Source organism: Serratia sp. (in: enterobacteria) (assembly GCF_051654945.1).
Classification (GTDB): domain Bacteria; phylum Pseudomonadota; class Gammaproteobacteria; order Enterobacterales; family Enterobacteriaceae; genus Chania.
Map to the genome: position 1 here is coordinate 1 of NZ_JBOFZA010000024.1, position 23,004 is coordinate 23,004.

Consider the following 23,004-nt stretch of genomic DNA (forward strand, 5'->3'; position numbering starts at 1 on the left):
AAATTAACTTTCATAATAATTCATTCGCATGAATTACTGCTTGGTCACTCTTCAAGACTTGATATTTTTTTGCTACCGAAGTAGCTGGATATCGTCTTGTGAGTGCCCACACAGATTGTCTGATAAATTGTTAAAGAGCAGTGAGTTGCGTGCTTTCGCTTGCTAACTCGAGGAGGCGTATACTACGCTTTCCTGTTTCAGAGTCAACCTTAATTTCAGGTTTTTTTCTCTGCGACCCCGGAGACTCTGTGAAGTTGTTCACATGTTCCGTGTCGATGGAGGCGCATTATAGGGAGCTGGTTCAGAATGACAAGGGTTAATATGCACTTTTCTTCTGACAGCTCACTATTCATGCACAATGCTGCTTAAACCCGCTTTTTAATCGCTGCTGGCAGCTCCTGCAGGCTGTTTAGCACCCAATCCGCCGCTTTCTCACCTTCTTCAGTGACTGGCTTGCCGGTGCGCACCAAGACTTTAGTGCCAACGCCTGCCGCCGCAGCTGCCTGCATATCCTCAATTTTGTCGCCAACCATATAAGAAGCCGCCAAATCGATATTCAGTTCTTTCTGCGCCTGCAACAACATGCCCGGCTGCGGTTTGCGGCAATCACAAACCTGACGATACTCTTCTATTACTGCCTCAGGATGATGTGGGCAGAAATAGATGCCGTCCAGATCGACCTCACGGTCGGCCATCGACCAGTCCATCCATTCGGTCAGACGCATAAACTGGTCTTCGCTAAACTTACCACGGGCGATACCGGACTGGTTGGTGACCAGCACCAGCGCGAAGCCCATTTTTTTCAGTTCACGGCAGGCGTCAATCACGCCATCGATAAACTGGAAATCATCTATTTCATGGACGTAGCCATGATCGATATTAATCGTGCCGTCACGATCTAAGAAAATTGCTGGAACGCGTTGTGTCACCGGTATGCTCCTGAAAGCCTGAAAACCGCCACAGTATCGCATGTTTTCGCCGAGACTGAGAATGACGAAGAACAGCGTTAACGTTGACTTAGACGTCTAGACGCCTTAACATCTGATCCTGACCTTGGCTGCAGCCAAGGTTTCTGTTTATTACGCCACGGCAACCAAGCTAAAAATAAGAAGAATATGATTAAACTTTCCAACATCACCAAAGTGTTCCAGCAGGGGTCGCGATCCATCAGCGCACTTTCTGACGTGACTCTTCACGTTCCTGCCGGACAGATTTATGGCGTTATCGGGGCCTCAGGCGCCGGTAAGAGTACGCTGATCCGCTGCGCCAATATGCTGGAGCGCCCAACGTCAGGTACCGTTCTGGTTGATGGCCAGGATCTGACCTCACTGTCTGAAGGTGAGCTGACGCGCGCACGCCGTCAGATTGGCATGATCTTCCAACACTTCAACCTGCTTTCTTCACGCACGGTCTTCGGCAACGTTGCCCTGCCGTTGGAACTAGACAGCACCCCACGGGCGGAAATCAAAAAACGCGTCGTTGAGCTGCTGGAGCTGGTTGGTCTGTCGGACAAGCACGATGCCTATCCGGCCAACTTGTCTGGCGGCCAAAAGCAGCGTGTCGCTATCGCACGTGCATTGGCCAGCAATCCTAAGGTTCTGCTGTGTGACGAAGCGACCAGTGCGCTGGACCCAGCCACTACCCGTTCTATTCTCGAACTGCTGAAAGACATCAACCGCCGTCTGGGGCTGACCATTCTGTTGATCACCCATGAAATGGACGTGGTGAAGCGTATCTGCGATCAGGTTGCGGTGATCAGCCAAGGCCAGTTGATTGAGAAAGACAGCGTCAGTGAAGTGTTCTCACATCCCAAGACGCCGCTGGCACAGCAGTTTATCCAGGCCACGCTGCATCTGGATATCCCGGATGACTATGCCGCGCGTCTGGTGCCTGATCGTACCGGTGGTCGCCAACCGCTGTTGCGCCTGGAATTCACCGGCCGCTCGGTCGATGCACCTTTACTGTCAGAAGCGGCTCGCCGCTTTAACGTGAACAACAATATTATCAGCGCTCAGATGGATTACGCCGGTGGTGTGAAGTTTGGCGTGATGCTGGCTGAGCTGCACGGCACCGATGAAGACGCACAGGCAACGATTAAGTTCCTACAAGAAAATCAGGTAAAAGTAGAGGTTCTGGGTTATGTCTGAGGCAATGATGTGGTTAATGGCGCGTGGCGTGTGGGAAACCGTTACGATGACCTTTGTCTCCGGCTTCTTTGGCTTTGTCCTCGGCTTACCGGTTGGCGTGCTGTTATATGTGACCCGCCCAGGGCAAATCATTGCCAACAATACCGTCTATAAGGTGTTGTCTGGGTTGGTGAATATTTTCCGTTCCATTCCCTTCATTATCTTGCTGGTGTGGATGATCCCGTTCACCCGGATGATCGTGGGCACCTCCATCGGTTTGCAGGCGGCCATCGTGCCACTCACCGTAGGTGCCGCCCCGTTTATCGCTCGCATGGTAGAAAACGCCCTGCTGGAGATCCCATCTGGTTTGGTTGAAGCCGCGCGTGCCATGGGCGCGACCCCAATGCAAATCATCACCAAAGTGCTGTTGCCTGAAGCACTGCCTGGTTTGGTGAATGCCGCCACCATCACGCTGATCACCCTGGTGGGCTATTCTGCCATGGGGGGTGCCGTCGGTGCCGGTGGCTTAGGTCAAATTGGTTATCAGTATGGTTATATTGGTTATAACGCGACCGTGATGAATACGGTATTAATATTACTGGTGGTGCTGGTGTATCTGATCCAGTTTGGTGGCGACCGTATCGTGAAGGCCGTTACCCACAAATAGTTGTACCAACGCGCTGATATCTACTCGATAGCTTGGCTGTACCTGGCGGGATAAAGAGTAAAGCGTATTTCTTATGCGAGTCTAATTGAGGAAGGGATATGTCGTTAAAATTTAAATCCATCGCAACCATCGGCGCACTGATCGGTACTCTGGCTCTGGCCGGTTGCGGCCAGGATGAAAAAGATCCAAACCATATCAAAGTGGGCGTTATTGTCGGTGCTGAACAGCAAGTAGCTGAAGTAGCACAAAAAGTGGCCAAAGATAAGTATGGCCTGGACGTTGAGCTGGTCACCTTCAACGACTACGTGTTGCCAAACGAAGCCTTGAGCAAGGGCGATATCGATGTCAACGCCTTCCAGCACAAGCCTTATCTGGATCAGCAGATCAAGGATCGTGGTTATAAACTGGTTTCAGTCGGTAACACCTTCGTGTATCCGATCGCCGGTTACTCCAAAAAGATCAAATCCATTGATGAGCTGCAAGAAGGTTCACAGGTAGCACTGCCTAACGATCCAACCAACCTGGGCCGTTCACTGTTGCTGCTGGAAAAACAGGGTCTGATCAAACTGAAAGACGGTGTTGGCCTGCTGCCGACCGTGCTGGACGTGACCGAGAACCCGAAAAACCTGAAGCTGGTTGAGCTGGAAGCGCCACAGCTGCCACGTTCTCTGGACGATCAGCAAATCGCGCTGGCCATCATCAACACCACCTATGCCAGCCAGATTAACTTGACTCCGGCCAAAGACGGTCTGTTTGTTGAAGACAAAGACTCACCTTACGTCAACATCATGGTTGCCCGTGAAGATAACAAAGACGCGGAAAACGTGAAGAAATTCGTGCAGGCTTATCAGTCTGACGAAGTTAACGAAGCGGCCAACAAGATCTTTAACGGTGGCGCAGTCAAAGGCTGGTAATCGTTGTTAAGTCTTTTTATTCCGATAATTGCAAGACGGGCTACGGCCCGTCTTGTTATTTGTGCCAGAGATTGCTTCAATAGCGCCACTTTTATTATAAAAAGGCAGGGGATCTCAATGCGTGTTTTACCTCTCTGTTTGTTAGCACTTGCGCTGACTGGATGCTCTACGCTGCACACAGCCCCATCCACCACAAACAGTACTACGACCAAGGCCGCTCCCGCACCGGTCAAAACCACTCCGGCAGCCCGTCCGGCCCCGGTAAAACTGTACAAGAGTGCCGAAGAGTTAGTCGGTAAACCTTTCCGCGACTTAGGTGAGGTTTCTGGTGAATCCTGCCAGACCACGGTACAGGACTCACCACCTAATCTGGCTACGGCCCGTAAGCGTATGCAGACCCGAGCTTCCTACATGAAGGCCAATGCGGTGCTGCTGCATGACTGCCAGATTGTCAGCGGCGTCGCCGGTTGTTATCAGCAGGCCATCTGCCAGGGCTCTGCGCTTAACGTTTCTGCCAAATGACCGAATTTGTTTTCGAGCAGATCGGCACCATCCGCTCTCCTTATAAAGAGAAGTTCGCGGTTCCCCGTCAGCCTGGGCTAGTGGAAGACGGCGGCGGAGAACTGCTGCTGTTGCCGCCTTACAATCAGGCCGAAGCGGTACGTGGCCTCTGCGAGTTCAGCCATCTGTGGGTGATGTTTATCTTTCATCAAACCATGGAAGGCGGCTGGCGTCCTACGGTGCGGCCTCCTCGTCTGGGGGGCAATGCGCGTATGGGTGTGTTCGCTACCCGCTCGACTTTTCGCCCTAATCCCTTGGGTATGTCGCTGATCGAACTGAAAGGCATACGTACCCATGGCGGGGAAGTGGTGCTGGAATTGGGCAGCCTGGATTTGGTAGATGGGACACCCGTCGTCGATATCAAGCCCTATCTGCCGTTTGCGGAAAGCCATCCTGAAGCACGAGCCGGATTTGCTCAGGCGGCACCGGCCGGTGATATGCCCGTGTATTTCTCGCCCCAGGCGGAACAACAGCTGCAGCAACATTTGCGGCACTACCCCAATTTACGCCGTTTTATCACTCAGGTGCTGGCGCAAGATCCTCGCCCCGCTTATCGAAAAGAAGAAGCCAACGGGCGCGAATATGCGGTATGGTTGTTGGAGTTCAACGTGCGCTGGCGGATCGTTGATAGTCAAACCGAAGTGTTGTCGCTCGACGCCCGTTAAAATTCCGCCCGCTCTCTTTTGACAACCGGCCTGCGCTGGTAAACTAAGCCACTTTTGAAAATTTTGGCTGCCGCTCCTGGCAGCCCGATGCAATTTGCAGTTCTAACGGAACCAAACACCATGCGTACTAGCCAATATCTGCTCTCCACACTGAAGGAGACACCTGCCGATGCCGAAGTGATCAGCCACCAGCTGATGCTGCGCGCCGGGATGATCCGCAAGCTGGCCTCCGGTCTTTATACCTGGTTGCCAACCGGCCTGCGCGTTCTGAAGAAGGTTGAAAACATCGTTCGCGAAGAAATGAACAATGCTAACGCGATCGAAGTTTCCATGCCGGTTGTCCAACCCGCAGACCTCTGGCTGGAAAGTGGCCGTTGGGAGCAGTACGGCCCGGAATTGCTGCGCTTTGTCGATCGCGGCGATCGCCCGTTTGTACTGGGCCCAACGCATGAAGAAGTGATCACCGATCTGATCCGCAATGAAATCAGCTCCTACAAGCAGCTGCCGCTGAATTTCTTCCAGATCCAGACCAAGTTCCGTGACGAGGTTCGCCCACGTTTTGGCGTGATGCGTTCGCGTGAATTCCTGATGAAGGATGCCTATTCCTTCCATACTACCCAGGAATCTTTGCAAGCAACCTACGACGCCATGTACGAAGCCTACAGCAAGATCTTCAACCGTATGGGGCTGGATTTCCGTCCGGTGCTGGCCGATACCGGTTCCATCGGTGGCAGTGCTTCACATGAGTTCCAGGTGCTGGCGCAAAGCGGGGAAGACGATATCGTGTTCTCAACCGGTTCCGACTATGCCGCCAATATCGAGCTGGCCGAAGCGGTTGCCCCTGCTCAGCCACGCGCTGCGGCAACGGAAGAACTGCGCATCATCGACACGCCTAACGCCAAAACCATCGCCGAGCTGGTTGAGCAATTCCAGCTGCCGGTAGAGAAAACGGTGAAAACCCTGATGGTTCACGCCCGTGAAGAGAGTGGCCACAAGCTGGTTGCCCTGCTGGTGCGTGGCGATCACGAACTGAATGAAATCAAGGCCGAGAAACTGCCACAGGTCGCGGCTCCACTGACTTTCGCCACGGAAGAAGAAATCCGTGCCATCGTCGGCGCAGGCCCAGGCTCTCTGGGCCCGGTCAACCTGCCAATTCCAGTGGTTGTCGATCGCAGCGTGGCCGCCATGAGCGACTTCGGCGCCGGTGCCAACATCGATGGTAAACACTACTTTGGTATCAACTGGGAGCGCGATCTGCCGCTGCCGCAGAGCGCCGATATCCGTAACGTGGTGGAAGGCGATGCTAGCCCAGACGGTAAAGGCACGCTGCTGATCAAACGCGGTATCGAAGTCGGCCACATCTTCCAACTGGGTACCAAATACTCGGAAGCGATGAAAGCGACCGTACAGGGTGAAGATGGCCGTAACCAGGTGCTGACCATGGGTTGCTACGGTATCGGCGTGACGCGTGTGGTGGCAGCTGCCATCGAACAGAATCACGATGACCGTGGCATTATCTGGCCAGATGCGATTGCCCCGTTCCAGGTTGCCATTCTGCCAATGAACATGCACAAGTCATTCCGCGTGCAGGCACTGGCTGAGGAACTGTACGATACGCTGCGTTCACACGGCATCGATGTGATCCTGGACGATCGTAAAGAGCGCCCAGGCGTGATGTTTGCCGATATGGAACTGATTGGCGTACCTCACTCCGTCGTGATCGGCGATCGTAACCTCGACAGCGAAGAGATTGAGTACAAAAACCGCCGTAGCGGCGACAAGCAGATGATCAAAACCGGCGAAATCATTGATTTCCTGCTGGCTCAGATCAAACGCTGATAGATAGCCAAGGCCCCCCAGACGGGGGGCTTTGTTCATGGACGTTGTTGTTAAAGGATTAACTTATGCCACTGTGCAGCCCCTCGGCTACCCGCCTGCTTGCCCTGTTTTCGGTGTTGTTGACCGGTTGCACCATGGACGTAGGCTTGTCAGATCGTGAAAAAAACCCGATTAATCCCGTCAACGTGCAGTTTCAATCACTAAGCTCAGCCCCCGGTAAAACCCTGCGCGATATCAATCAAGCCGACCTGCAACCCGGCGATCTGCTGTTCTCCTCTACCCTCGGTTTGAAATCACTCGGGATCCGTATCTTGAGCACTTCGTCGGTCAGCCACGTGGCCGTATATATTGGCGAGGGCCAGGTTGCCGAAGCGGTGGGAGAAGGCGTGCAGATTATCAGCCTGAAAGAAGCGCTGACCCATAGCGACAAGATGTTTGCTTTGCGCATTCCCGATCTGACGCCGGAGCAAGCGAGCCAGATCCGCCAATTTGCCAGCCAAAAGGCCGGCAGCCGCTATAACTACATGGGCATTGCCGAGATGGTGCCCTTTATGATGACCAAACAGCTGTGTTCGCTGAACCCCTTCTCTGCCGATTTTCGCCAGCAATGTGTCCAAGGTTTGGCCGCCGCCCAGCTCAGAACGCCAACCGGCGCTGAGTCGTCCTATTTCTGTTCGGAGTTTGTGATTGCCGCGTTTGAAAACGCCGGGCATCCGCTGACAATGGCCGCCCCAGGCTGGGTTAGCCCAGGCGATCTGCTGCATATGCGGGAAGGAGATCTTGCCACGATGGCACCAAGCCGGGCGCTGGTCTACGTTGGCCATATCAAGCCGGGGATTTATTTGCGTTCGCGGGCGTTAGCCAAGAATCAGGCCCCTCACCCTAGCCCTCTCCCAAAGGGAGAGGGGACCGATCGAGTTCGCTGATTTCTTTGCGTAATATCCTGCCTTTCTTCTTCCTGCCCCCCACTGGCGCAACACAACCGCTCCCTCACCCTGTGGGGGTTAGGTGACGGTTCGCCTTCAACAACTACCCTGTCACAGATTAACTCCGCACCTGAATGCGGCTCCGGACAGCTCCCTCTCCCTGTGGGAGAGGGTTGGGGTGAGGGGAAGATTGATCAGTCAGCGCAGCTCTTGTTATTGTCAAAAGCAATCTTGCCACCCGGCTCCGGGATCAGCGCTTTTTCCATCTGCCCTTCTTCCATCGAAGGTTGCACGCTGAAATGCCCGTTCAGCATCAGGAATACCGGTTCACCTGGCGCACGTTGCGCCTTCAGATAGCCCTGCTCCAGCGCAATATTATTCGCGACCGGGAAGGTTTTGCCGGTGGCACAATCCTGGAATACCGCCGCATCAGCCATATAGGTATACAGCCCGGTCAACGGCATCGGCGTTGTCGGCAATGATTTCGTCACCGGCGAAAGCACATAATTCAGCTTGGACACGATCGGTGCTCCGCTGCGATCCAGCATTCTCAATTGCTTGCCTTCCGGGTGGAAATAGCGTTTTTCACCGTTGCTTTCGGTCAGCACCAGCTTGTCCGCCGTGCGCGCCCATTTACCGTAGCTGGCAAAGGTGCTGTCACCCTCTCTTGAGCCGCGATAGGTTTCCTGCAAGATAAAGGTGCCGTCTTGATCGAGGAACAGTGTAGTGTCCAGCCCGCTGCAATCGGCACAAGGCAATAATCCCTGATAGCTCTGTTGCATCGGCTGAAGCGGTTGTTCTTTTGGCTGGTATTGGTTGTTACATCCCAGCAATGATAAGGCTCCTGCCGCTAAAAACAGGGCAATGGTTATTTGCTTCAAGTTATTCTCCTGTCGTCATCCGTTGATACCACGACGCCGCTTAAGGTAAAACCTTGCCGCGCAGCGCCTTGGTGGCACCTTTACGCACCTTGCCTTCAAGACGGCGTAATTTGGCGCCTTTACTCGGTTTGGTGGCCCTGCGCGTCTTTTCGACCACCATCGCCTGTTGGATCAGCGCCACCAGCCGGGCCAGTGCCGCTTCACGATTCAATTCCTGACTGCGATATTCCTGCGCTTTGATAATCACCACCCCATCGGCCGTGATTAAGTGATGATTCAGCCCCAGTATCCGCTCTTTATAATACTCTGGCAGGCTGGACGCCCGGATGTCAAAGCGCAAATGGATCGCCGTTGAGGTTTTATTCACGTGCTGCCCACCCGCCCCCTGGGCGCGGATAGCCGTTAATTCTATTTCGTTGTCCGGTATGGCTACGTTTCTTGACAGTTCCAGCACCGGTTACACCTGCGCCTGCTGCCATTCGGCAAATTGAATTTCCAGACTATTCTGAAGGTCTGATAGCCAAATAGTGCCTTCCTGCAACGTGGCCTGGAGCGTCATATTGCGGCTGGCTAACGCGGTCACACGGGACAGTTGCTCATCATCGAGAAAACGAATGCTCAGATTCTTGTGGTTGGCGACCTTGCTCTGCATAGACTGCCACCAGACATGCCCGGCGCGATCGCCATAGGCGTAAAGCACCACCCGAGGCGACTGATTGCAGGCTTTCTTGATCCGCTTCTCATCCGGCAACCCCAGCTCAATCCACATCTCCAGCCCGTTATGGTCGTTACGCCGCCAGATTTCCGGCTCGTCTTCCGCACTCAGGCCTTTGGTAAACACCAGGCGTTCATCGGCATGGCAGATCCAGGCCAGCAGGCGCAGCATCATGCGCTGTTCGGTTTCTGAAGGATGCTGGGCCAGAGTGAGTGTGGTATCAAAGTAAAAGTGACGATCCATATCAGCGATATTGAGCGTGGCTTTATATATTGTAGCTTTCAGCGCCATGGGTAACCTCATTATTAACAGGCCGCATTGTACTTGATCAGGGCAGTCCGCAGCCAGCGCGGGGAGCATCAGGAGTGGACTAATGCCCATAAAGAGGAGCTAATAACTCCCTGACACCTGTGCTATAGTCCTTTAGATAGGATTTAACCCCGAGTGTCTGTGCCTTATTGCAGCCTGCGTGGCGATAATGCAGAGATCCTAAAGGGAGGCCATTGTGCAACAATACTGTGAGTTAGTACGACGTTTTTACGCTCAGATCGGCAGTGGAGATCTAGGCTACGTGCCTGATGCACTAGCATGTGTCTTGAAGGCATTGGACGAAGTTGCCGCGAATAGCGATCTTCCGTCCTCCGTTAGGGAACAGGCGGCCTTTGCCGCCGCTAACTTATTGGTGAGCGACCATGTTGATGAATGATGAGTACCAATCCATCAATTGCGATGACTATGAAAGCCTGGAACTCGCCTGTCAGCATAACTATATACTGAAGCTAGAGTTACGCGACGGAGAAAAATTCGAAGGCAAGGCCACCGAACTGAAATTTACCAAGGGCGTCGAGTATCTGCTTGTCGAACAGGCCGGTAACCTTCTCAGCTTGCGTCTGGATCACATCCTCAGTTTCAGTCATCCGGAAATCGGTACCGTGGTCGTCAGTCTGTCGGACTGATTTCGCGGTAACGCCATCTCCACAGGGCAGCCCAAGGGCTGCCCTCGTCATTTAAGGTTTCAGGCTGGCGTAATACGCCGCCAGATCGGCAATATCCGCATCCGACAGGCCCGAGACATAGGCCTTCATCACTTCGGCCTGCCCGCCGGAGCGCTCCCCTTTCTTGTAAGCCTGCAAAGAGTGCTCCAGATACATTTCATTCTGCCCGGCCAGGTTCGGGTACATCGGCACCGAAACCTTACCTGCCGTCCCGTGACAGGCCATACAGCTAGCCGATTTATCCTTGCCTGCCGCCGCATCGCCCGCCGCCACTGCGGAAAAGCTCAGCACACCGGCCATCACCACCATTACGCTCACCAATTTCATTGCCTGTTCCTCACAGCAGATTGTTATTGTTTTTTTTCCAGCCAAGCCGCCAAACCGGTTGCCCCGCAGACGCCTGCCCTTCTTCGGTAATAAATACGCCAACGGCGGCGATTAACTGCTCATCATAGTAGAGCAGCGGGGTACGTTCACGCTGCCACGGTGGAATAGCCAACTCTTGCCACAGTTTCTTGATCGGGCGTGAACCGGCACGACCAACAATCCGCACCCTGCCCTTGGCGGTAAAGCGTATGCTGACCGACTCATGCGCCAGCGGTGCCCGCACCAGAAACCCACCTTCGTCCCCTACATACAGCGTACCTAGCTCGTCGGGTAACGCCAGTGAAGCCTCATCAGACCAAGGCAATTGCTTGCCGCTCAGATCGGCCATCAACGGTAGCAGGTATAAGCGCTGGCGAAAACGGCGGATCTGGTAATCACCGAGTTGCAGCTGCGGTTCGGCGTCTTCCCGGCTGAGCGCAACCTCCTGCCAAAGCCGGTGCAGGCCATCGCGCGCAGGCATGGTGACGCCAAACAGCGCAATCCAACGCCGCAGCAAAGCATAGCGCCTGGCCGCGGAACAGGTAGCCAATTCGGCGATAGCGAGTGAATTCTGCCGATCCAACAGCTGGGCCAACTGCTCGGCCAGCAGCTCATCCAGCAGTTGCTCCTGCTCAGCACATAATTCAGCGCTACGCGCAGTGGCTGGCGCGAAATGCGGCCAACGTTGATTCAGTAGCGGCAGGACGTTCAGGCGCAGGAAATTACGATCGAAGCGCGAGTCTTGATTGCTGTCGTCATCGATCCATTGCAGTTGGTGCTGTTGTGCGTAGGCTTCCAGTTGCTGGCGCGAGATCGACAACAGCGGGCGTAGCAACGGGTTGTCGCCCAACCGGGTTTGCGCAGCCATGGCGGAAAGCCCCGCAGGGCCGCTGCCACGTTTTAGGGCCAGCAGGAAGGTTTCACATTGATCGTCAAGATGTTGTGCCGTTAACAAGGCTTCACCGGCGGCCAAGGTTTCAGCGAAGGCGGCATAACGCGCCGAACGTGCCGCCGCCTCGATCCCCCCAGGCCGCCCTTCTAGCTGCACATGTTGCACCACCAGCGGCACCTGCCAACGTGCACATTGCCGCTGGCAGTGTGCTACCCAGCTATCGGCAAAACGGCTCAGGCCATGGTGAACATGCACCGCTCGCAGGGCGATATCCGGCTGTTGTTGGCGTAACTGAACCAACAGATGCAGCAGTACGCTGGAGTCCAGGCCGCCGCTGAATGCCAGCAACAGTTGGCGCTCAGCCCCGAGATGGTCGGCAATCGTTGTCAGGAGGTGATGGATCTTCATCTATTGGGCTTAATGACATCTACATAGCTGCACGTTAACCAGCCCACCGCCATCAATCAAGCATTAACCGCGCTATCATTGCGCCGGGTCATGCCCCACCATAGCGCCAGAGCCACCAGAACCAAGGCAGCGCAACCTGCTGCCCCCCAGCCAATCTGGGTGAAAACCTTGCCGTAAGCCTCGATCATCGCCCCGCCGAGCTGGCTTTCTGTCGTCTGGTTGGCAATCAACCCCGCAAGGTAGTTGGCCACCGACCCGGTCGCCAGCATATAAATGCCGGTTAACACGCCGGTCGCACCAGGGATGTCCAGGCGGGTAATTTGGGCCATCGCCACCGGATCGATAAACAGCTCGGCAAAGCCCATTACCGCCAGCCCGGCCACCATCATCCCCATCGATGCCTGACCATGCAGTTGCCCCCAGCGCGCGTTTAATGCCATCAGCATAAAGCCCACGGCAATCAGGAACAGGCCAAAGGCGAACTTGCACCAGATACGCACGGTCTGGGCACCTCCCCGGCTGCCACGGACTAACCAGGCCAGCATCACGCCGCCCAACATCACCGCAAAGGCGTTAACCGACTGGAACAGCGCCGTTGGTACCGACCAGGAGAACCATTGCCGATCGACAAAGTGATCGATAAACAGGCTGATCGAACTGCCCCCCTGCTGGGCAAAGGCCCAAAACAGCGTGCCCAACAGCATCAAAATGATGATTTGCCACAGCCCACGCCGTTGTTCGCCACTCACCCGCCAAAGGATCCCCATCACGATCGCTACCGCGGCGGCGCATACCACGCCAAGCAAATACCCGGCCCAATCGTGAATAAACAGCAGCGCGAAAAACAGCGGTGCGCACAGGATCCCGGCCACCAGCCAGAACCAATGCGGCAGGCGTAAGGTTTTGGCCTGGAACAGCGGGATATTGACCCCGCGCGTATGGCGAAAATGCTTGCTCCCTGACAGGAAAATCATCAGCCCGGCAAACATGCCGATCCCCGCCAACGCAAAACCAACGTGCCAGCCAAACCGTTCAGCAGCCAACCCACAGGCAATCGGGGCCAGGATGGAACCCACATTCCCTGCGGCATACAGTAGGGAGAATCCGCCTTCACGGCGGGGATCCTGCGGCTGATACAACTCCCCCAGCAAGCAGCTGATATTGGATTTAAACAGGCCATAGCCGCAGATGATAATCCCCAGGGCCAGATAGAGAGAGTTGGCGGACACGGCCCCCAAACCCAGCACGATATGGCCCAGGGTCATCAACGCCGCGCCGGCAATCACCGCGACACGATTGCCCAACAGGCGATCGGCCAGCAAGCCGCCGAGTATCGGGGTGACATAAACCAGGGATGCGTAAGCGCTGAACAGAGTGATGGCGTGGCTATCGGAGTAGCCTAACTGGTGGGTTAAATAGAGGATCAGTAACGCGCGCATGCCGTAAAAACTAAAGTACTCCCAGATCTGGATCGCGACGACATAGTAGATCGCGCGCAGTTGTGAGGGTGTTTGCATGGTGTTCTCCCATCAGAATAACAAAGGGGAAAGCGTTGATGCCTTCCCCTGTGATGCCATTATTCAGCTTTTAATACTTTCACCGTGTAGCGGCCATCCGGTTGGCGGTAGGCCCCGTGAATATCGGTTTCAAAGCCCGGATAATGCGCGCCGATTTCGCACAGCATTTGCAGGAACTCCAACACAGGGCGGCTTTCTTCGGTCAGCATTTCACCCGGCATCACCAGCGGCACGCCTGGAGGATAAGGCAGGATCATATTGGCATTGACCTTACCGACCATCTCCTCCAGATAGACTTCCTCAACCTCACCGTGCAGCTCTTTCTGGAAAGCATGGTAAGGGTTCATCACCATGGTTGGCAGCACTTCAAAGGCGCGGTACATCAGATCCGGCAGGTTGTGGTGCTCGACCAGGCGATGGATGTTCTGCGCCAGTTCCTGAATACGCATGTTTTCATAGAACTCAGGAGCTTCCTGATACAGCGATGGCAGCATGTTTTTCACCCGCAGGTTCAGGTCGAACGAACGTTTGAAATCGGTCAGCGCACGCAGCAGGCTCAGCGCTTTGGTTTTATCGATCCCGATGCTGAACAGGAACAGCAGGTTATACGGGCCGGTTTTCTCCACGATGATGCCATGCTCGTCCAGGTATTTGGCGACCAGACTGGCCGGGATGCCGAACGGCTGCATCTCGCCTTCCTTGCTCATCCCCGGAGTGAGAATGGTCACCTTGATCGGATCGAGGTACATGTGTTCGTTATCGATATTTTTGAAACCGTGCCAGGCGCTGTCAGAGCGCAGCGGCCAGCATTCAGGCTCATCAATATGCTCCGGCTGCCAAACGTCAAAGAACCAGCCTTCGGACTCCACTTTCAGCCGTTTGATTTCCTTGCGGAACTTGATAGCACGCTCAATAGAGCCGTTAATCATGCGCTTACCGGCGTTGCCCTTCATCATCGCCGCAGCGGTTTCGGTGGACGCCACAATGCCGTAATGCGGCGAGGTGGTAGTGTGCATCATGTAGGCTTCGTTAAAGGTCTCTTCGTTAATGTCACCCTTGACGTGGATCATCGAGGCCTGGGAGAACGCCGCCAGCAGTTTGTGGGTCGACTGGGTTTCATAAATCACCTTGCCTTCAACCCGGCCACCGCTCATGCCGCACTTGCCTTGGTAAATCGGATGGAAGTTGGTGTAAGGCACCCAGGCGGAATCGAAGTGGATCGATTTGACGTCCAGGGTCTCTTTAATGAAATCGGTGTTGTACAGCAGGCCGTCGTAGGTGGAGTTGGTGATCACCGCGTGGGCTGGCCAGCTCGCATTCGGCGTCTCTTTTACGCGTTTGGCGATGGTGGCACGGCTGAACTCACTCTGCGGGATACCGCCGAGGATACCGTAGGCGTTACGGGTTGGCCGGAAGTAGATCGGCGTAATGTCACTCATCATCATCAGATGGGTCAATGACTTGTGGCAGTTACGGTCGATCAGCACGGTGCTGCCTGCCGGAGCGGCATACATCCCGACAATCTTGTTGGCGGTGGAAGTGCCGTTGGTCACCATGTAGCTACGTTCGGCATTGAACACGCGGGAGATATACTCTTCGGCCTCTTTGTGCGGGCCGGAGTGATCAAGCAGCGAGCCCAACTCAGACACCGAAATGGAGATATCAGACTTCATGGTATTAGGGCCGAAGAAGTCGTAAAACAGGCTGCCAACCGGGCTTTTCTGGAAGGCGGTGCCGCCCATATGGCCTGGGGTACAGAAGGTATATTTGCCTTCACGCACGTACTTGAACAGCGCCTTGGTCAGCGGCGGCAGGATGGCATCGATATATTCGTCGGTGTTTTGTTTGATCTTGGCGGCGATATCTTTTGCCGCACCCAGCGCGTATTCGAAGAAGCGCACCTGCATGCGCAGATCGTTGAGGCTGACATCGAGCGTCGAGTAGGTGTTGGCGAAAGCATACAGCGGCATATATTCATTGAGCTGGCTGATCTCTTCGCACAGCTCAAGGTTATATTTGTCCCAGTCGAAAATCACGCCGCACAGGCGGGCATTGTTTTCGATCAGCTTTAACAAGTCTTCACGGTCATTAGGATAGACGATACGGAAATCGAGGCTTTCCAGCGCCTGATGCAGTTCACGGATCGGCTCTTCTTTGAAGTAGACACCCATGTGATTCATGATGGCAATAACGTTCATAATCATTTCTCCAGGCAAAGCGGGCCCCTTCCCGTCGCGGCTGACAGGTCGGAAAGAAAGAGGCTGGGTAAATTCAGTGGGTCAGAGCACGCGATCTCAGTGCGCTTTGGCCGTGGCGTTGTCGTTGACCACCGCTGCTGCTTTAGCAACCTGGCGGGTATTCATTTTGCGGGCGTAGAACATCAGGATGATCAGGCTGACGATAAAGGTGCCGGACAGTTCGAAGGAGTTGGCGCCCATCAGGGCGATAAAGCAGAACCCACAGCCCAGTACCGATGCCACCAGGCTCAGCAGGTTGCGAACGTTGACGCCTTCGAAGCGGATCAGATCCACACAGGAGTAGAAGTAAGGCAGCATGGTCAGCAGTACCGCGATACCGGTCAGTTCACCGAACAGGTCGGAAGCCTTGCCACCGCTGGAGTTCATCACGGTGATCAACACCATCAGCGCGGTCATTTTGCAGCTGGCCAACAGCAGGCCCTTCTTCGGAATGCCGTTTTTATCCAGTTCGCCGTACACTTGCGGGAAGTTGCCGTCGTTAGCCGCACGTACCCCGGCCTGCCCTACCAGCATCATCCAGGAACCCAATGACGTCAGACAGGCAAAGGCGGTGAAGGCAGATACCATCGGGGCCGCCCAGTTACCCATAATGGTGGAAGCACTGATGGCGAAGGGGGCGCCGCTGGCCGCCATTTGCGCCGCTGGGTACATCCCGCTCATCACCTGAGTCGCGGCAATATAGATAATCCCTGCCAGACCGGTCCCGAGCATGGTCGCCAGCGGTACGGTACGTTTGGGGTTTTTCACCATCCCGGTACTGACGGCCGCAGATTCAACACCGATAAACGCCCACAGGCACAGCAGGATACTTTTCACCACCGCATGGATGTCGGTAGTCCCCGAGGTATTCCAGTTGGCTTGATAGGTTGCAACATCAAACCAGTGCCAACCAGCCACGGCAGTGATCACTATCGGGATCAAGACCAGTACCAAACCCAACGTGGTCAAGCGGCTGACCCAGGAGCCCCCCAGCAGGTTCACAAAGGTGAATACCCAAACGATGGCGATACAGGCAATCCCGGCCGGTACCGGGTTATTGAGTGCGGGGAAGAAAGTAGACAGATAAGAAACGGCGGTAATACCGATGGCCAGGTTACCGATCCAGTTGGCGTGGTAATAAAGGACACCGGTCTGGAAACCAAACGCCGGGGAGATTTCCCCCGCATAGGCAATGGGCCCACCTTGCTGTGGATTTTTGGTTGCCAGGCGGGCGTAAACATAAGCCAGAGACATGGCGCCAACGATAGAAATCACCCACCCCCAAATAGCGATAGATCCCAGACTTGCCAGGTTTGCCGGTAATAACGCGATCCCGCTCCCCATCATATTACCGGCGACGACGCCGGTGCAGGCAATAAGCCCTATTTTCTTGGATGCAGCCATGGTCAGTTTCTCCTGATTATCGATGCTTATAAGTACGATTCAATAAGAAGCCATATTAATGAACCGACTTGATAATCAGGATGCTAACGATAGGCCAAAATAAAGTCCTAAAGATAAGGTGAAATTACGCTCAGGGCGTGACAAATGATAACCGGAGGTTTTTGGTGAAAACATCAAGATGGCAGGATGAGCTAAAGAAAAGATAAATATCGCCTAAAAACAATAATATAACTTTATTAAATAGCTGTAATTAATGATGTAACCGGAGGGAGTCATGCAGAACGCCGACACGCCGTAAACCCGTCCTTGGGGGCTCGCAATCGCGCATCCTTGCGCTCAACGGTCGGCTAACCTGCATGACTCCCCCCTGCCTTAACCTTTAGTGTCGCTGTATTTGTGCCAGCAGTTGGCAATGGAGTTATTTTTGCGTGTCGTAATTGTCTAAATAAGGAACAACTGCGGTGACTGAGGTCTGAAATACGCCATTGCGGATCCAGTGCAGCGTATTTTCGCCGGGCCGCAGGTTAAAGGCGGTGATATAAGAATCCGCAGCCAAGTGGTTTTGGCCCTGCATTTCGTAGACTTTGCCTAATAACACATAGTTCAGCCATGACATTTGCAGATCGATAGCTTTATTAATGGCGCGGTAAGCCTCGTCCGTTTTTCCCTGTGACAGGGCATCGACGGTTACTATTTGCTGCAAGATCGGTGAATCAACCAAGGCTGGCAACGTCTCCAGACGGTTCATTTCCGCTCGCAGCTGGGTTAGTTCGGCCGCATCCAGGGGTTGGTAGGAGTTACGCAGCAAATCCACCAGCACTTTTTCGGCAACGGCATACTCGAAGTCCGGTGAGGCTTTGATTATCGCCGCCAACTGACTGCTGGCACGGGTCAGCGAGTCCGCATCTCCTTGTACCAGCAATTGATGTGCCTGATAGAAACGCTGTAAAGCCGGGCCATTTTGCGGCAGCAACAGTTGCAAACGTTGCGCCAGCTGTTGCGGCCAAGGCTGTTTCAACGCCGCCGACAGGCTGGTGAGGAAATCCTGCTGAATTTTCAGTTGGTTATCGGCGGTAATAAAGTAGCGTTTATCCAGCATGATGGAGCTGTCGGCATTATCTACCAGCCGCACCGACAGGAAGCATTGCTGAGCGCGGTAATGACGTTGGTTGACGAATTCGATATACAGCGACTTGCCGGAGCTACTCGGCCCGGTGAAGTTATAGTTGGTCTGATCGTGCACCAGGAACGTGGAGTAGGTATTCAGCGCGTCGGTGACCAGTTCACTCAGGCCAACCACGTAAGACAACTGCGGCGTCCAGTTGCTACAGCTGTTGCCGCCCTGGATACGAATATCGATATCGCGTGGGTTGAGCAACACCGGCATGGTGGAAACGGGAATACGCTGGGACAGGGTCGCGATGCCGACAAAGGCCACGCAGGCAGACAAGGCCGCCAGAAAAGCCAACCACACCCAGAAGGGAGAACGTTGATAAAAGCGGCCAGCCGCCGCGGGTAACAATGCCTTCGGCCTGGAGGCCGGGCGCGGCGGTACATAGGCGGGAGCATCGTCTTCACTGCCATCTTCCGGCTCATGCATTACGACGGCCACCTGTGGTGCTAACGGCGGCAGACTTTCCCCCTCTTCGCACCACATGACCGGTGCCGTCAGTTTATAACCGCGCTTGGGGACGGTAATGATGTATTCCGGGCCGTCTTTATCCCCGTTCTTCAGATATTTGCGCAGTTCGGAGATGCACTGGGTCACCACATGGTTGGTGACGATATTGCGCTTCCAGATGTTATCAATCAGCTCATCGCGGCTGAGCACGACGTCAGGATGCCGCGCAAAATACTGCAACATATCAATCAGGCGCGGTTCCAGCGTACGTTGTTGTCCATTGCGGCTTATGCGATTGTCAGCCGGGGTGATCAGCCACTCCCCGACGCGGAATACAGGATCTTGCATGGCGGAAATAACTCTGTGGACACTGAGGGCAAGGGCGGAATGATAGCATAACGACCCATAACTTGGGCCGTTCTCAGAAGATTAAGCATTCATAGTTCATATAATTCGAGCGGTAATCCGTCAGGATCGCTGAAAAAGGTAAAACGGGATTGGGTGTAGGGATCGACCCTTATCGGCTCGCAAGCGACCCCTGCCGCCTGCAAGTGTGCTATCGATGCCTCGATATCCTCGACGCTAAATGCCAAGTGGCGCAGGCCACAGGATTCCGGGCGGCTGGGTCTGGCAGGGGGGGACGGGAAGGAGAACAGTTCAATGACGTATTGGCCATTCAGCGCCAGATCGGCTTTCCAGGAGTCACGCTCCGCACGGTAAACCTCGGCTTGCAGAGTGAACCCCAGGATATCGCAATAAAAGTGTTTACTGACGGCGTAATCAGAACCAATTACCGCAATATGGTGAACCTGCCGTAATGCCAACATGGCTGCTCCTTTAGTTTATTGATTAAATTTTCCCCTCACCCCAACCCTCTCCCACAGGGAGAGGGAGCTGGTACGGTGCCGTTGTCACGTTCCGTGATCGGTCATTCAGTGCGGTGATCAGGTAGATTTGGGTAATGAATAAACGAACTCGATCGGTCCCCTCTCCCTGTGGGGGTGAGGGGCCATGGTTAACCTAACTGGCTTTCAGCACCTTCACCAGGTAGCGCCCATCCTCGGTCAGTTTAGCCCCGTGGATATCGGTTTCAAAGCCTGGATAGTGCTCACCAATCGAGCACAGCATCAGCAGAAAATCGAGTACCGCGCGGCTCTCTTCGGTGATCATTTCCCCCGGCATCACTACCGGTACCCCCGGCGGATAAGGCAGGATCATGTTCGCCGCCACCTTACCGACCAATTGGTCAATCTCGCAGGTTTCCACATTGCCACGCACCTGCTGCTGGAACATCTCATGAGGCGTCAGCTTCATTTCCGGCAACACGTCAAAGGCCCGCAGCATCAGGCCCGGCAAATCGTGCTTACGGATAAGCTGGTGGATCCCGGCGGCCAGATCCTGAATGCGCATATGGCGATAGAAGTCCGGATCTTCAGCATACAGATCCGGCAGCATGTTTTTCACCCGCAGGTTGAGATCGTAAGCCCGTTTGAAATCCGTCAGGCTGCGCAGCAGGCTCATCGCTTTGGTCTTGTCGATACCAATGCTGAACAGGAACAGCAGGTTGTACGGGCCCGTTTTCTCCACCACGATCCCGCGTTCATCCAGATACTTCGCCACCAGCGCAGCCGGGATCCCGGTGTCCTCCATTTCACCCAGCTCGTTCATCCCCGGCGTTAAAATGGTGACCTTGATCGGATCCAGGTACATATGATCGCTGTCGGTCTGGCCAAAACCATGCCAGTTATCGTCCGGGTTCAGCGGCCAGCACTGGGCCTCATCAATCTCTTCCGGCTGCCAGATATCGAAGAACCAAGTGTCACTCTCGGCACGCAGGCGCTGCACTTCACGGCGAAAATGCAGGGCACGCTCCACGGAGCGGTTAATCATGCGTTTCCCTGGATTACCACGCAGCATCGCTGCAGCGGTTTCCATCGAGGCAACGATGCCATAATGCGGCGAGGTGGTGGTGTGCATCATGTAGGCTTCGTTAAAGGTGCTTTCGTCGTAATCCCCTTTGATGTGGATCATCGAGGCCTGAGAGAACGCCGCCAGCAGCTTGTGGGTCGATTGGGTCTCGTAGATCACCTTGCCAGCAATACGATCGCCACTCATACCGCTCTTACCGTCGTAAATCGGGTGGAAATTGGTGTAAGGCACCCAGGCGGAATCGAAGTGGATCGAGGCCACGTCCAGCGTCTGCTTGATGTAGTCGGTGTTATACAGCAGGCCATCATAGGTGGAATTGGTGATCACCGCATGTACCGGCCAACTGGCGTTGGCGGTGTCTGCCACCCGCTTGGCAATGCTGTCGCGGGTAAATTCGCGCTGGGGAATGCCGCCTAATATCCCATACGCGTTACGCAACGGGCGCAGGTAAATCGGCACGATGTCGCACATCATCAGCAAATGACACAGCGACTTATGGCAGTTGCGGTCGATCAGTACCGTGCTGCCCGCAGGCGCCGAATACATGCCGACAATCTTGTTGGCGGTAGAGGTGCCGTTGGTCACCAGATAGCTCTGCTCCGCGTTGAACGTGCGGGCAATGTACTCTTCGGCCTCCAGATGCGGGCCGGTGTGATCCAGCAGCGAGCCGAGTTCCGTCACCGAAATGGAAATATCCGCCTTCAAGGTATTGGCACCAAAGAAATCATAGAACAGGCAACCCACCGGGCTTTTCTGGAACGCGGTGCCCGCCATATGGCCCGGCGTACAGAAGGTGTATTTCCCCTCTTTCACATAGGTGAACAGCGCTTTGGTCAGCGGCGGAGTGATGGTGTCCATATACTCATCGGTATACTGGCGGATACGCTGGGCGATATCGTCGGCGGCGTTCAGACCATACTCGAAGAAATACAGCACCATGCGCATTTCGTGCAGGTGGACGTCGAAAGTGGAGTGGGTATTGATAAACGCATACAGCGGCAGGTATTCATTCAGCTCATTGATTTCGCTGCACAGTTCAAGGCTGTATTCGTCCCAGTCGAACACCACTCCGCAGATACGCGCATTGTGCTCGATCAGCTTGAGCAAATCGCCGCTGTTTTTCGGGAACACCAGTTGAAAGCCCATTGAGGCCAGCGCCACGTGCAGTTCGCGGATAGGCTCGTCTTTGTAATACACGCCCATCGGGCTCATGATCGCAATGATATTCATCGCAGCTATCCTTTAGTTAACTACCAATAGCTTATAACAACATAAAAAGCCGAGGCTGTCTTACGCGCATAAAAAAACCGCCCGGAGGCGGTTTCAGATTGCTGACCAACATGCTCGTCCGTAGGGGCGCCGCATGCTGCACCCGCTTAGCAATAGCCGTAGTTCATCAGCCGTTGATAGCGACGGTTGAGCAACTCTTCGTTGTTCAGGCCATCCAGATCTGCCAGGTCCGCCAACAGTTGGGCTTTCAGCGAAGCCGCCATGGCCGGTACGTCGCGGTGAGCGGAACCCAAAGGTTCAGGGATCACCGAGTCGATCAGCTTCAGCTCTTTCAGACGCGGTGCCGTGATGCCCATCGCTTCTGCGGCGATCGGTGCCTTATCGGCACTTTTCCACAGGATCGAGGCGCAGCCTTCCGGTGAGATCACCGAATAGGTGCTGTATTGCAGCATGTTCACTTTGTCGCCCACGCCGATCGCCAGTGCCCCGCCGGAACCGCCTTCGCCGATCACGGTGCAGATCACCGGGATATTCAGGCGAGACATTTCACGCAGGTTGCGGGCGATCGCCTCAGACTGCCCACGCTCTTCCGCACCCACGCCAGGATAAGCCCCTGGGGTGTCGATGAAGGTGATCAGCGGCAGCTTGAAGCGGGAAGCCATTTCCATCAGGCGCAGCGCTTTGCGATAGCCTTCCGGTGCCGGCATGCCGAAGTTGCGGCGGATTTTCTCTTTGGTTTCACGCCCTTTCTGATGACCAATGATCATCACCGGGCGGCCATCGAGGCGCGCAATACCACCGACAATGGCTTTGTCATCGGCATAGGCGCGATCGCCTGCCAGCTCTTCAAAGTCGGTAAAGATGTGTTCGATATAATCCAGGGTATAAGGACGGCGCGGGTGGCGTGCCAATTGGGCAATCTGCCAGGCCCCAAGATCGGAAAAAATCTTGCGCGTCAGCTCAACGCTCTTCTCACGCAGGCGCTGAACCTCTTCGTCCAGATTAATATCTAATTTTTCGTCTTGACGGCTGACTGCGGTCAGCGAGTCAATTTTCGCTTCCAGCTCTGCAATCGGCTGTTCAAAATCAAGAAAATTCAGACTCATAGCAT

At 54.7% G+C, this 23,004-nt stretch carries 22 protein-coding genes; 9 read left to right on the forward strand and 13 right to left on the reverse strand.

From position 1 onward, the window contains the following. Positions 1 to 365: 365 nt before the first annotated feature. Positions 366 to 929, reverse strand: coding sequence for a D-glycero-beta-D-manno-heptose 1,7-bisphosphate 7-phosphatase (gmhB, locus tag ACRDCA_RS01495; protein WP_438688004.1), 564 nt, complete (start codon positions 927 to 929; stop codon positions 366 to 368). Between the two features lie 186 nt (positions 930 to 1,115). Between gmhB and metN the strand changes: the two genes are divergently transcribed. The 7 genes from metN to ACRDCA_RS01530 all read left to right on the forward strand — a co-directional run bounded on the left by metN (position 1,116) and on the right by ACRDCA_RS01530 (position 7,698). Next, the gene (metN, locus tag ACRDCA_RS01500; protein WP_438688005.1) at positions 1,116 to 2,147 is read left to right on the forward strand and encodes a methionine ABC transporter ATP-binding protein MetN; all 1,032 of its coding nucleotides are present in this window, start codon (positions 1,116 to 1,118) and stop codon (positions 2,145 to 2,147) included. Continuing rightward, a complete protein-coding gene (locus ACRDCA_RS01505; protein ID WP_021179942.1) occupies positions 2,140 to 2,793 on the forward strand; it encodes a methionine ABC transporter permease MetI in 654 nt (217 codons plus the stop codon). Before metN ends, ACRDCA_RS01505 begins: the two co-directional genes overlap by 8 nt. A 98-nt stretch (positions 2,794 to 2,891) precedes the next feature. Next, the gene (locus tag ACRDCA_RS01510; RefSeq protein WP_438688006.1) at positions 2,892 to 3,707 is read left to right on the forward strand and encodes a MetQ/NlpA family lipoprotein; all 816 of its coding nucleotides are present in this window, start codon (positions 2,892 to 2,894) and stop codon (positions 3,705 to 3,707) included. Positions 3,708 to 3,824: 117 nt separating this feature from the next. Beyond that, positions 3,825 to 4,229, forward strand: a complete 405-nt coding sequence (gene rcsF / locus ACRDCA_RS01515; protein ID WP_438688007.1) for an Rcs stress response system protein RcsF — start codon at positions 3,825 to 3,827, stop codon at positions 4,227 to 4,229. Continuing rightward, positions 4,226 to 4,933 (forward strand): tRNA (N6-threonylcarbamoyladenosine(37)-N6)-methyltransferase TrmO, encoded by a 708-nt coding sequence (gene tsaA / locus ACRDCA_RS01520; RefSeq protein WP_438688008.1) that lies wholly within the window; start codon positions 4,226 to 4,228, stop codon positions 4,931 to 4,933. The genes rcsF and tsaA overlap by 4 nt, the downstream gene beginning before the upstream one ends. Before the next feature lie 120 nt (positions 4,934 to 5,053). Beyond that, on the forward strand, positions 5,054 to 6,772 hold the full coding sequence (gene proS, locus ACRDCA_RS01525) for a proline--tRNA ligase (protein WP_438688009.1): 1,719 nt from the start codon (positions 5,054 to 5,056) through the stop codon (positions 6,770 to 6,772). Positions 6,773 to 6,837: 65 nt separating this feature from the next. After that, positions 6,838 to 7,698 (forward strand): YaeF family permuted papain-like enzyme, encoded by an 861-nt coding sequence (locus ACRDCA_RS01530; RefSeq protein ID WP_438688010.1) that lies wholly within the window; start codon positions 6,838 to 6,840, stop codon positions 7,696 to 7,698. Between the two features lie 194 nt (positions 7,699 to 7,892). Here ACRDCA_RS01530 and nlpE read toward each other — a convergent pair whose 3' ends face one another. From nlpE to ACRDCA_RS01545, 3 genes are read right to left on the reverse strand one after another with little or no spacing between them, the layout of a single operon-like run. After that, positions 7,893 to 8,579: an envelope stress response activation lipoprotein NlpE gene (gene nlpE, locus ACRDCA_RS01535; protein ID WP_438688011.1), complete on the reverse strand. Its 687-nt coding sequence runs from the start codon at positions 8,577 to 8,579 to the stop codon at positions 7,893 to 7,895. 40 nt (positions 8,580 to 8,619) lie between these two features. Beyond that, positions 8,620 to 9,033, reverse strand: a complete 414-nt coding sequence (arfB, locus tag ACRDCA_RS01540; protein WP_438688012.1) for an alternative ribosome rescue aminoacyl-tRNA hydrolase ArfB — start codon at positions 9,031 to 9,033, stop codon at positions 8,620 to 8,622. A 3-nt stretch (positions 9,034 to 9,036) separates the two neighbouring features. Then, positions 9,037 to 9,585 carry a YaeQ family protein gene (locus tag ACRDCA_RS01545; protein ID WP_025120901.1) on the reverse strand — a complete coding sequence of 183 codons (549 nt, stop codon included), beginning with the start codon at positions 9,583 to 9,585 and terminating at the stop codon, positions 9,037 to 9,039. 214 nt (positions 9,586 to 9,799) lie between these two features. Here ACRDCA_RS01545 and ACRDCA_RS01550 point away from each other — a divergent pair, with 214 nt between their 5' ends. Beyond that, positions 9,800 to 10,000: a YaeP family protein gene (locus ACRDCA_RS01550; RefSeq protein ID WP_071998240.1), complete on the forward strand. Its 201-nt coding sequence runs from the start codon at positions 9,800 to 9,802 to the stop codon at positions 9,998 to 10,000. Further along, a complete protein-coding gene (gene rof / locus ACRDCA_RS01555) occupies positions 9,993 to 10,250 on the forward strand; it encodes a Rho-binding antiterminator (protein ID WP_232785364.1) in 258 nt (85 codons plus the stop codon). The genes ACRDCA_RS01550 and rof overlap by 8 nt, the downstream gene beginning before the upstream one ends. A 51-nt stretch (positions 10,251 to 10,301) precedes the next feature. On the opposite strand, the gene ACRDCA_RS01560 is transcribed toward rof, so the two are convergent. The 9 genes from ACRDCA_RS01560 to accA all read right to left on the reverse strand — a co-directional run bounded on the left by ACRDCA_RS01560 (position 10,302) and on the right by accA (position 22,999). Beyond that, a complete protein-coding gene (locus tag ACRDCA_RS01560) occupies positions 10,302 to 10,616 on the reverse strand; it encodes a c-type cytochrome (protein ID WP_438688013.1) in 315 nt (104 codons plus the stop codon). A gap of 10 nt (positions 10,617 to 10,626) precedes the next feature. Next, positions 10,627 to 11,955, reverse strand: coding sequence for a tRNA lysidine(34) synthetase TilS (tilS, locus tag ACRDCA_RS01565; RefSeq protein ID WP_438688014.1), 1,329 nt, complete (start codon positions 11,953 to 11,955; stop codon positions 10,627 to 10,629). Positions 11,956 to 12,011: 56 nt separating this feature from the next. Further along, positions 12,012 to 13,472, reverse strand: a complete 1,461-nt coding sequence (gene dtpD, locus ACRDCA_RS01570; RefSeq protein WP_438688015.1) for a dipeptide permease DtpD — start codon at positions 13,470 to 13,472, stop codon at positions 12,012 to 12,014. A 59-nt stretch (positions 13,473 to 13,531) separates the two neighbouring features. Beyond that, complete coding sequence (cadA, locus tag ACRDCA_RS01575; protein WP_438688016.1) at positions 13,532 to 15,670, reverse strand: lysine decarboxylase CadA; 2,139 nt, start codon at positions 15,668 to 15,670, stop codon at positions 13,532 to 13,534. A gap of 96 nt (positions 15,671 to 15,766) precedes the next feature. Further along, positions 15,767 to 17,113, reverse strand: a complete 1,347-nt coding sequence (gene cadB, locus ACRDCA_RS01580; protein WP_438688017.1) for a cadaverine/lysine antiporter — start codon at positions 17,111 to 17,113, stop codon at positions 15,767 to 15,769. A 418-nt stretch (positions 17,114 to 17,531) separates the two neighbouring features. Next, the gene (gene cadC / locus ACRDCA_RS01585; RefSeq protein ID WP_438688018.1) at positions 17,532 to 19,082 is read right to left on the reverse strand and encodes a lysine decarboxylation/transport transcriptional activator CadC; all 1,551 of its coding nucleotides are present in this window, start codon (positions 19,080 to 19,082) and stop codon (positions 17,532 to 17,534) included. Between the two features lie 89 nt (positions 19,083 to 19,171). Beyond that, entirely contained in the window at positions 19,172 to 19,561 is a 390-nt protein-coding gene (locus tag ACRDCA_RS01590) for a VOC family protein (protein ID WP_438688019.1), read from the reverse strand. A gap of 193 nt (positions 19,562 to 19,754) precedes the next feature. Further along, a complete protein-coding gene (locus tag ACRDCA_RS01595; RefSeq protein WP_438688020.1) occupies positions 19,755 to 21,893 on the reverse strand; it encodes a lysine decarboxylase LdcC in 2,139 nt (712 codons plus the stop codon). A gap of 146 nt (positions 21,894 to 22,039) precedes the next feature. Further along, positions 22,040 to 22,999 (reverse strand): acetyl-CoA carboxylase carboxyl transferase subunit alpha, encoded by a 960-nt coding sequence (accA, locus tag ACRDCA_RS01600; RefSeq protein ID WP_248947109.1) that lies wholly within the window; start codon positions 22,997 to 22,999, stop codon positions 22,040 to 22,042. Between the last annotated feature and the right edge of the window lie 5 nt (positions 23,000 to 23,004).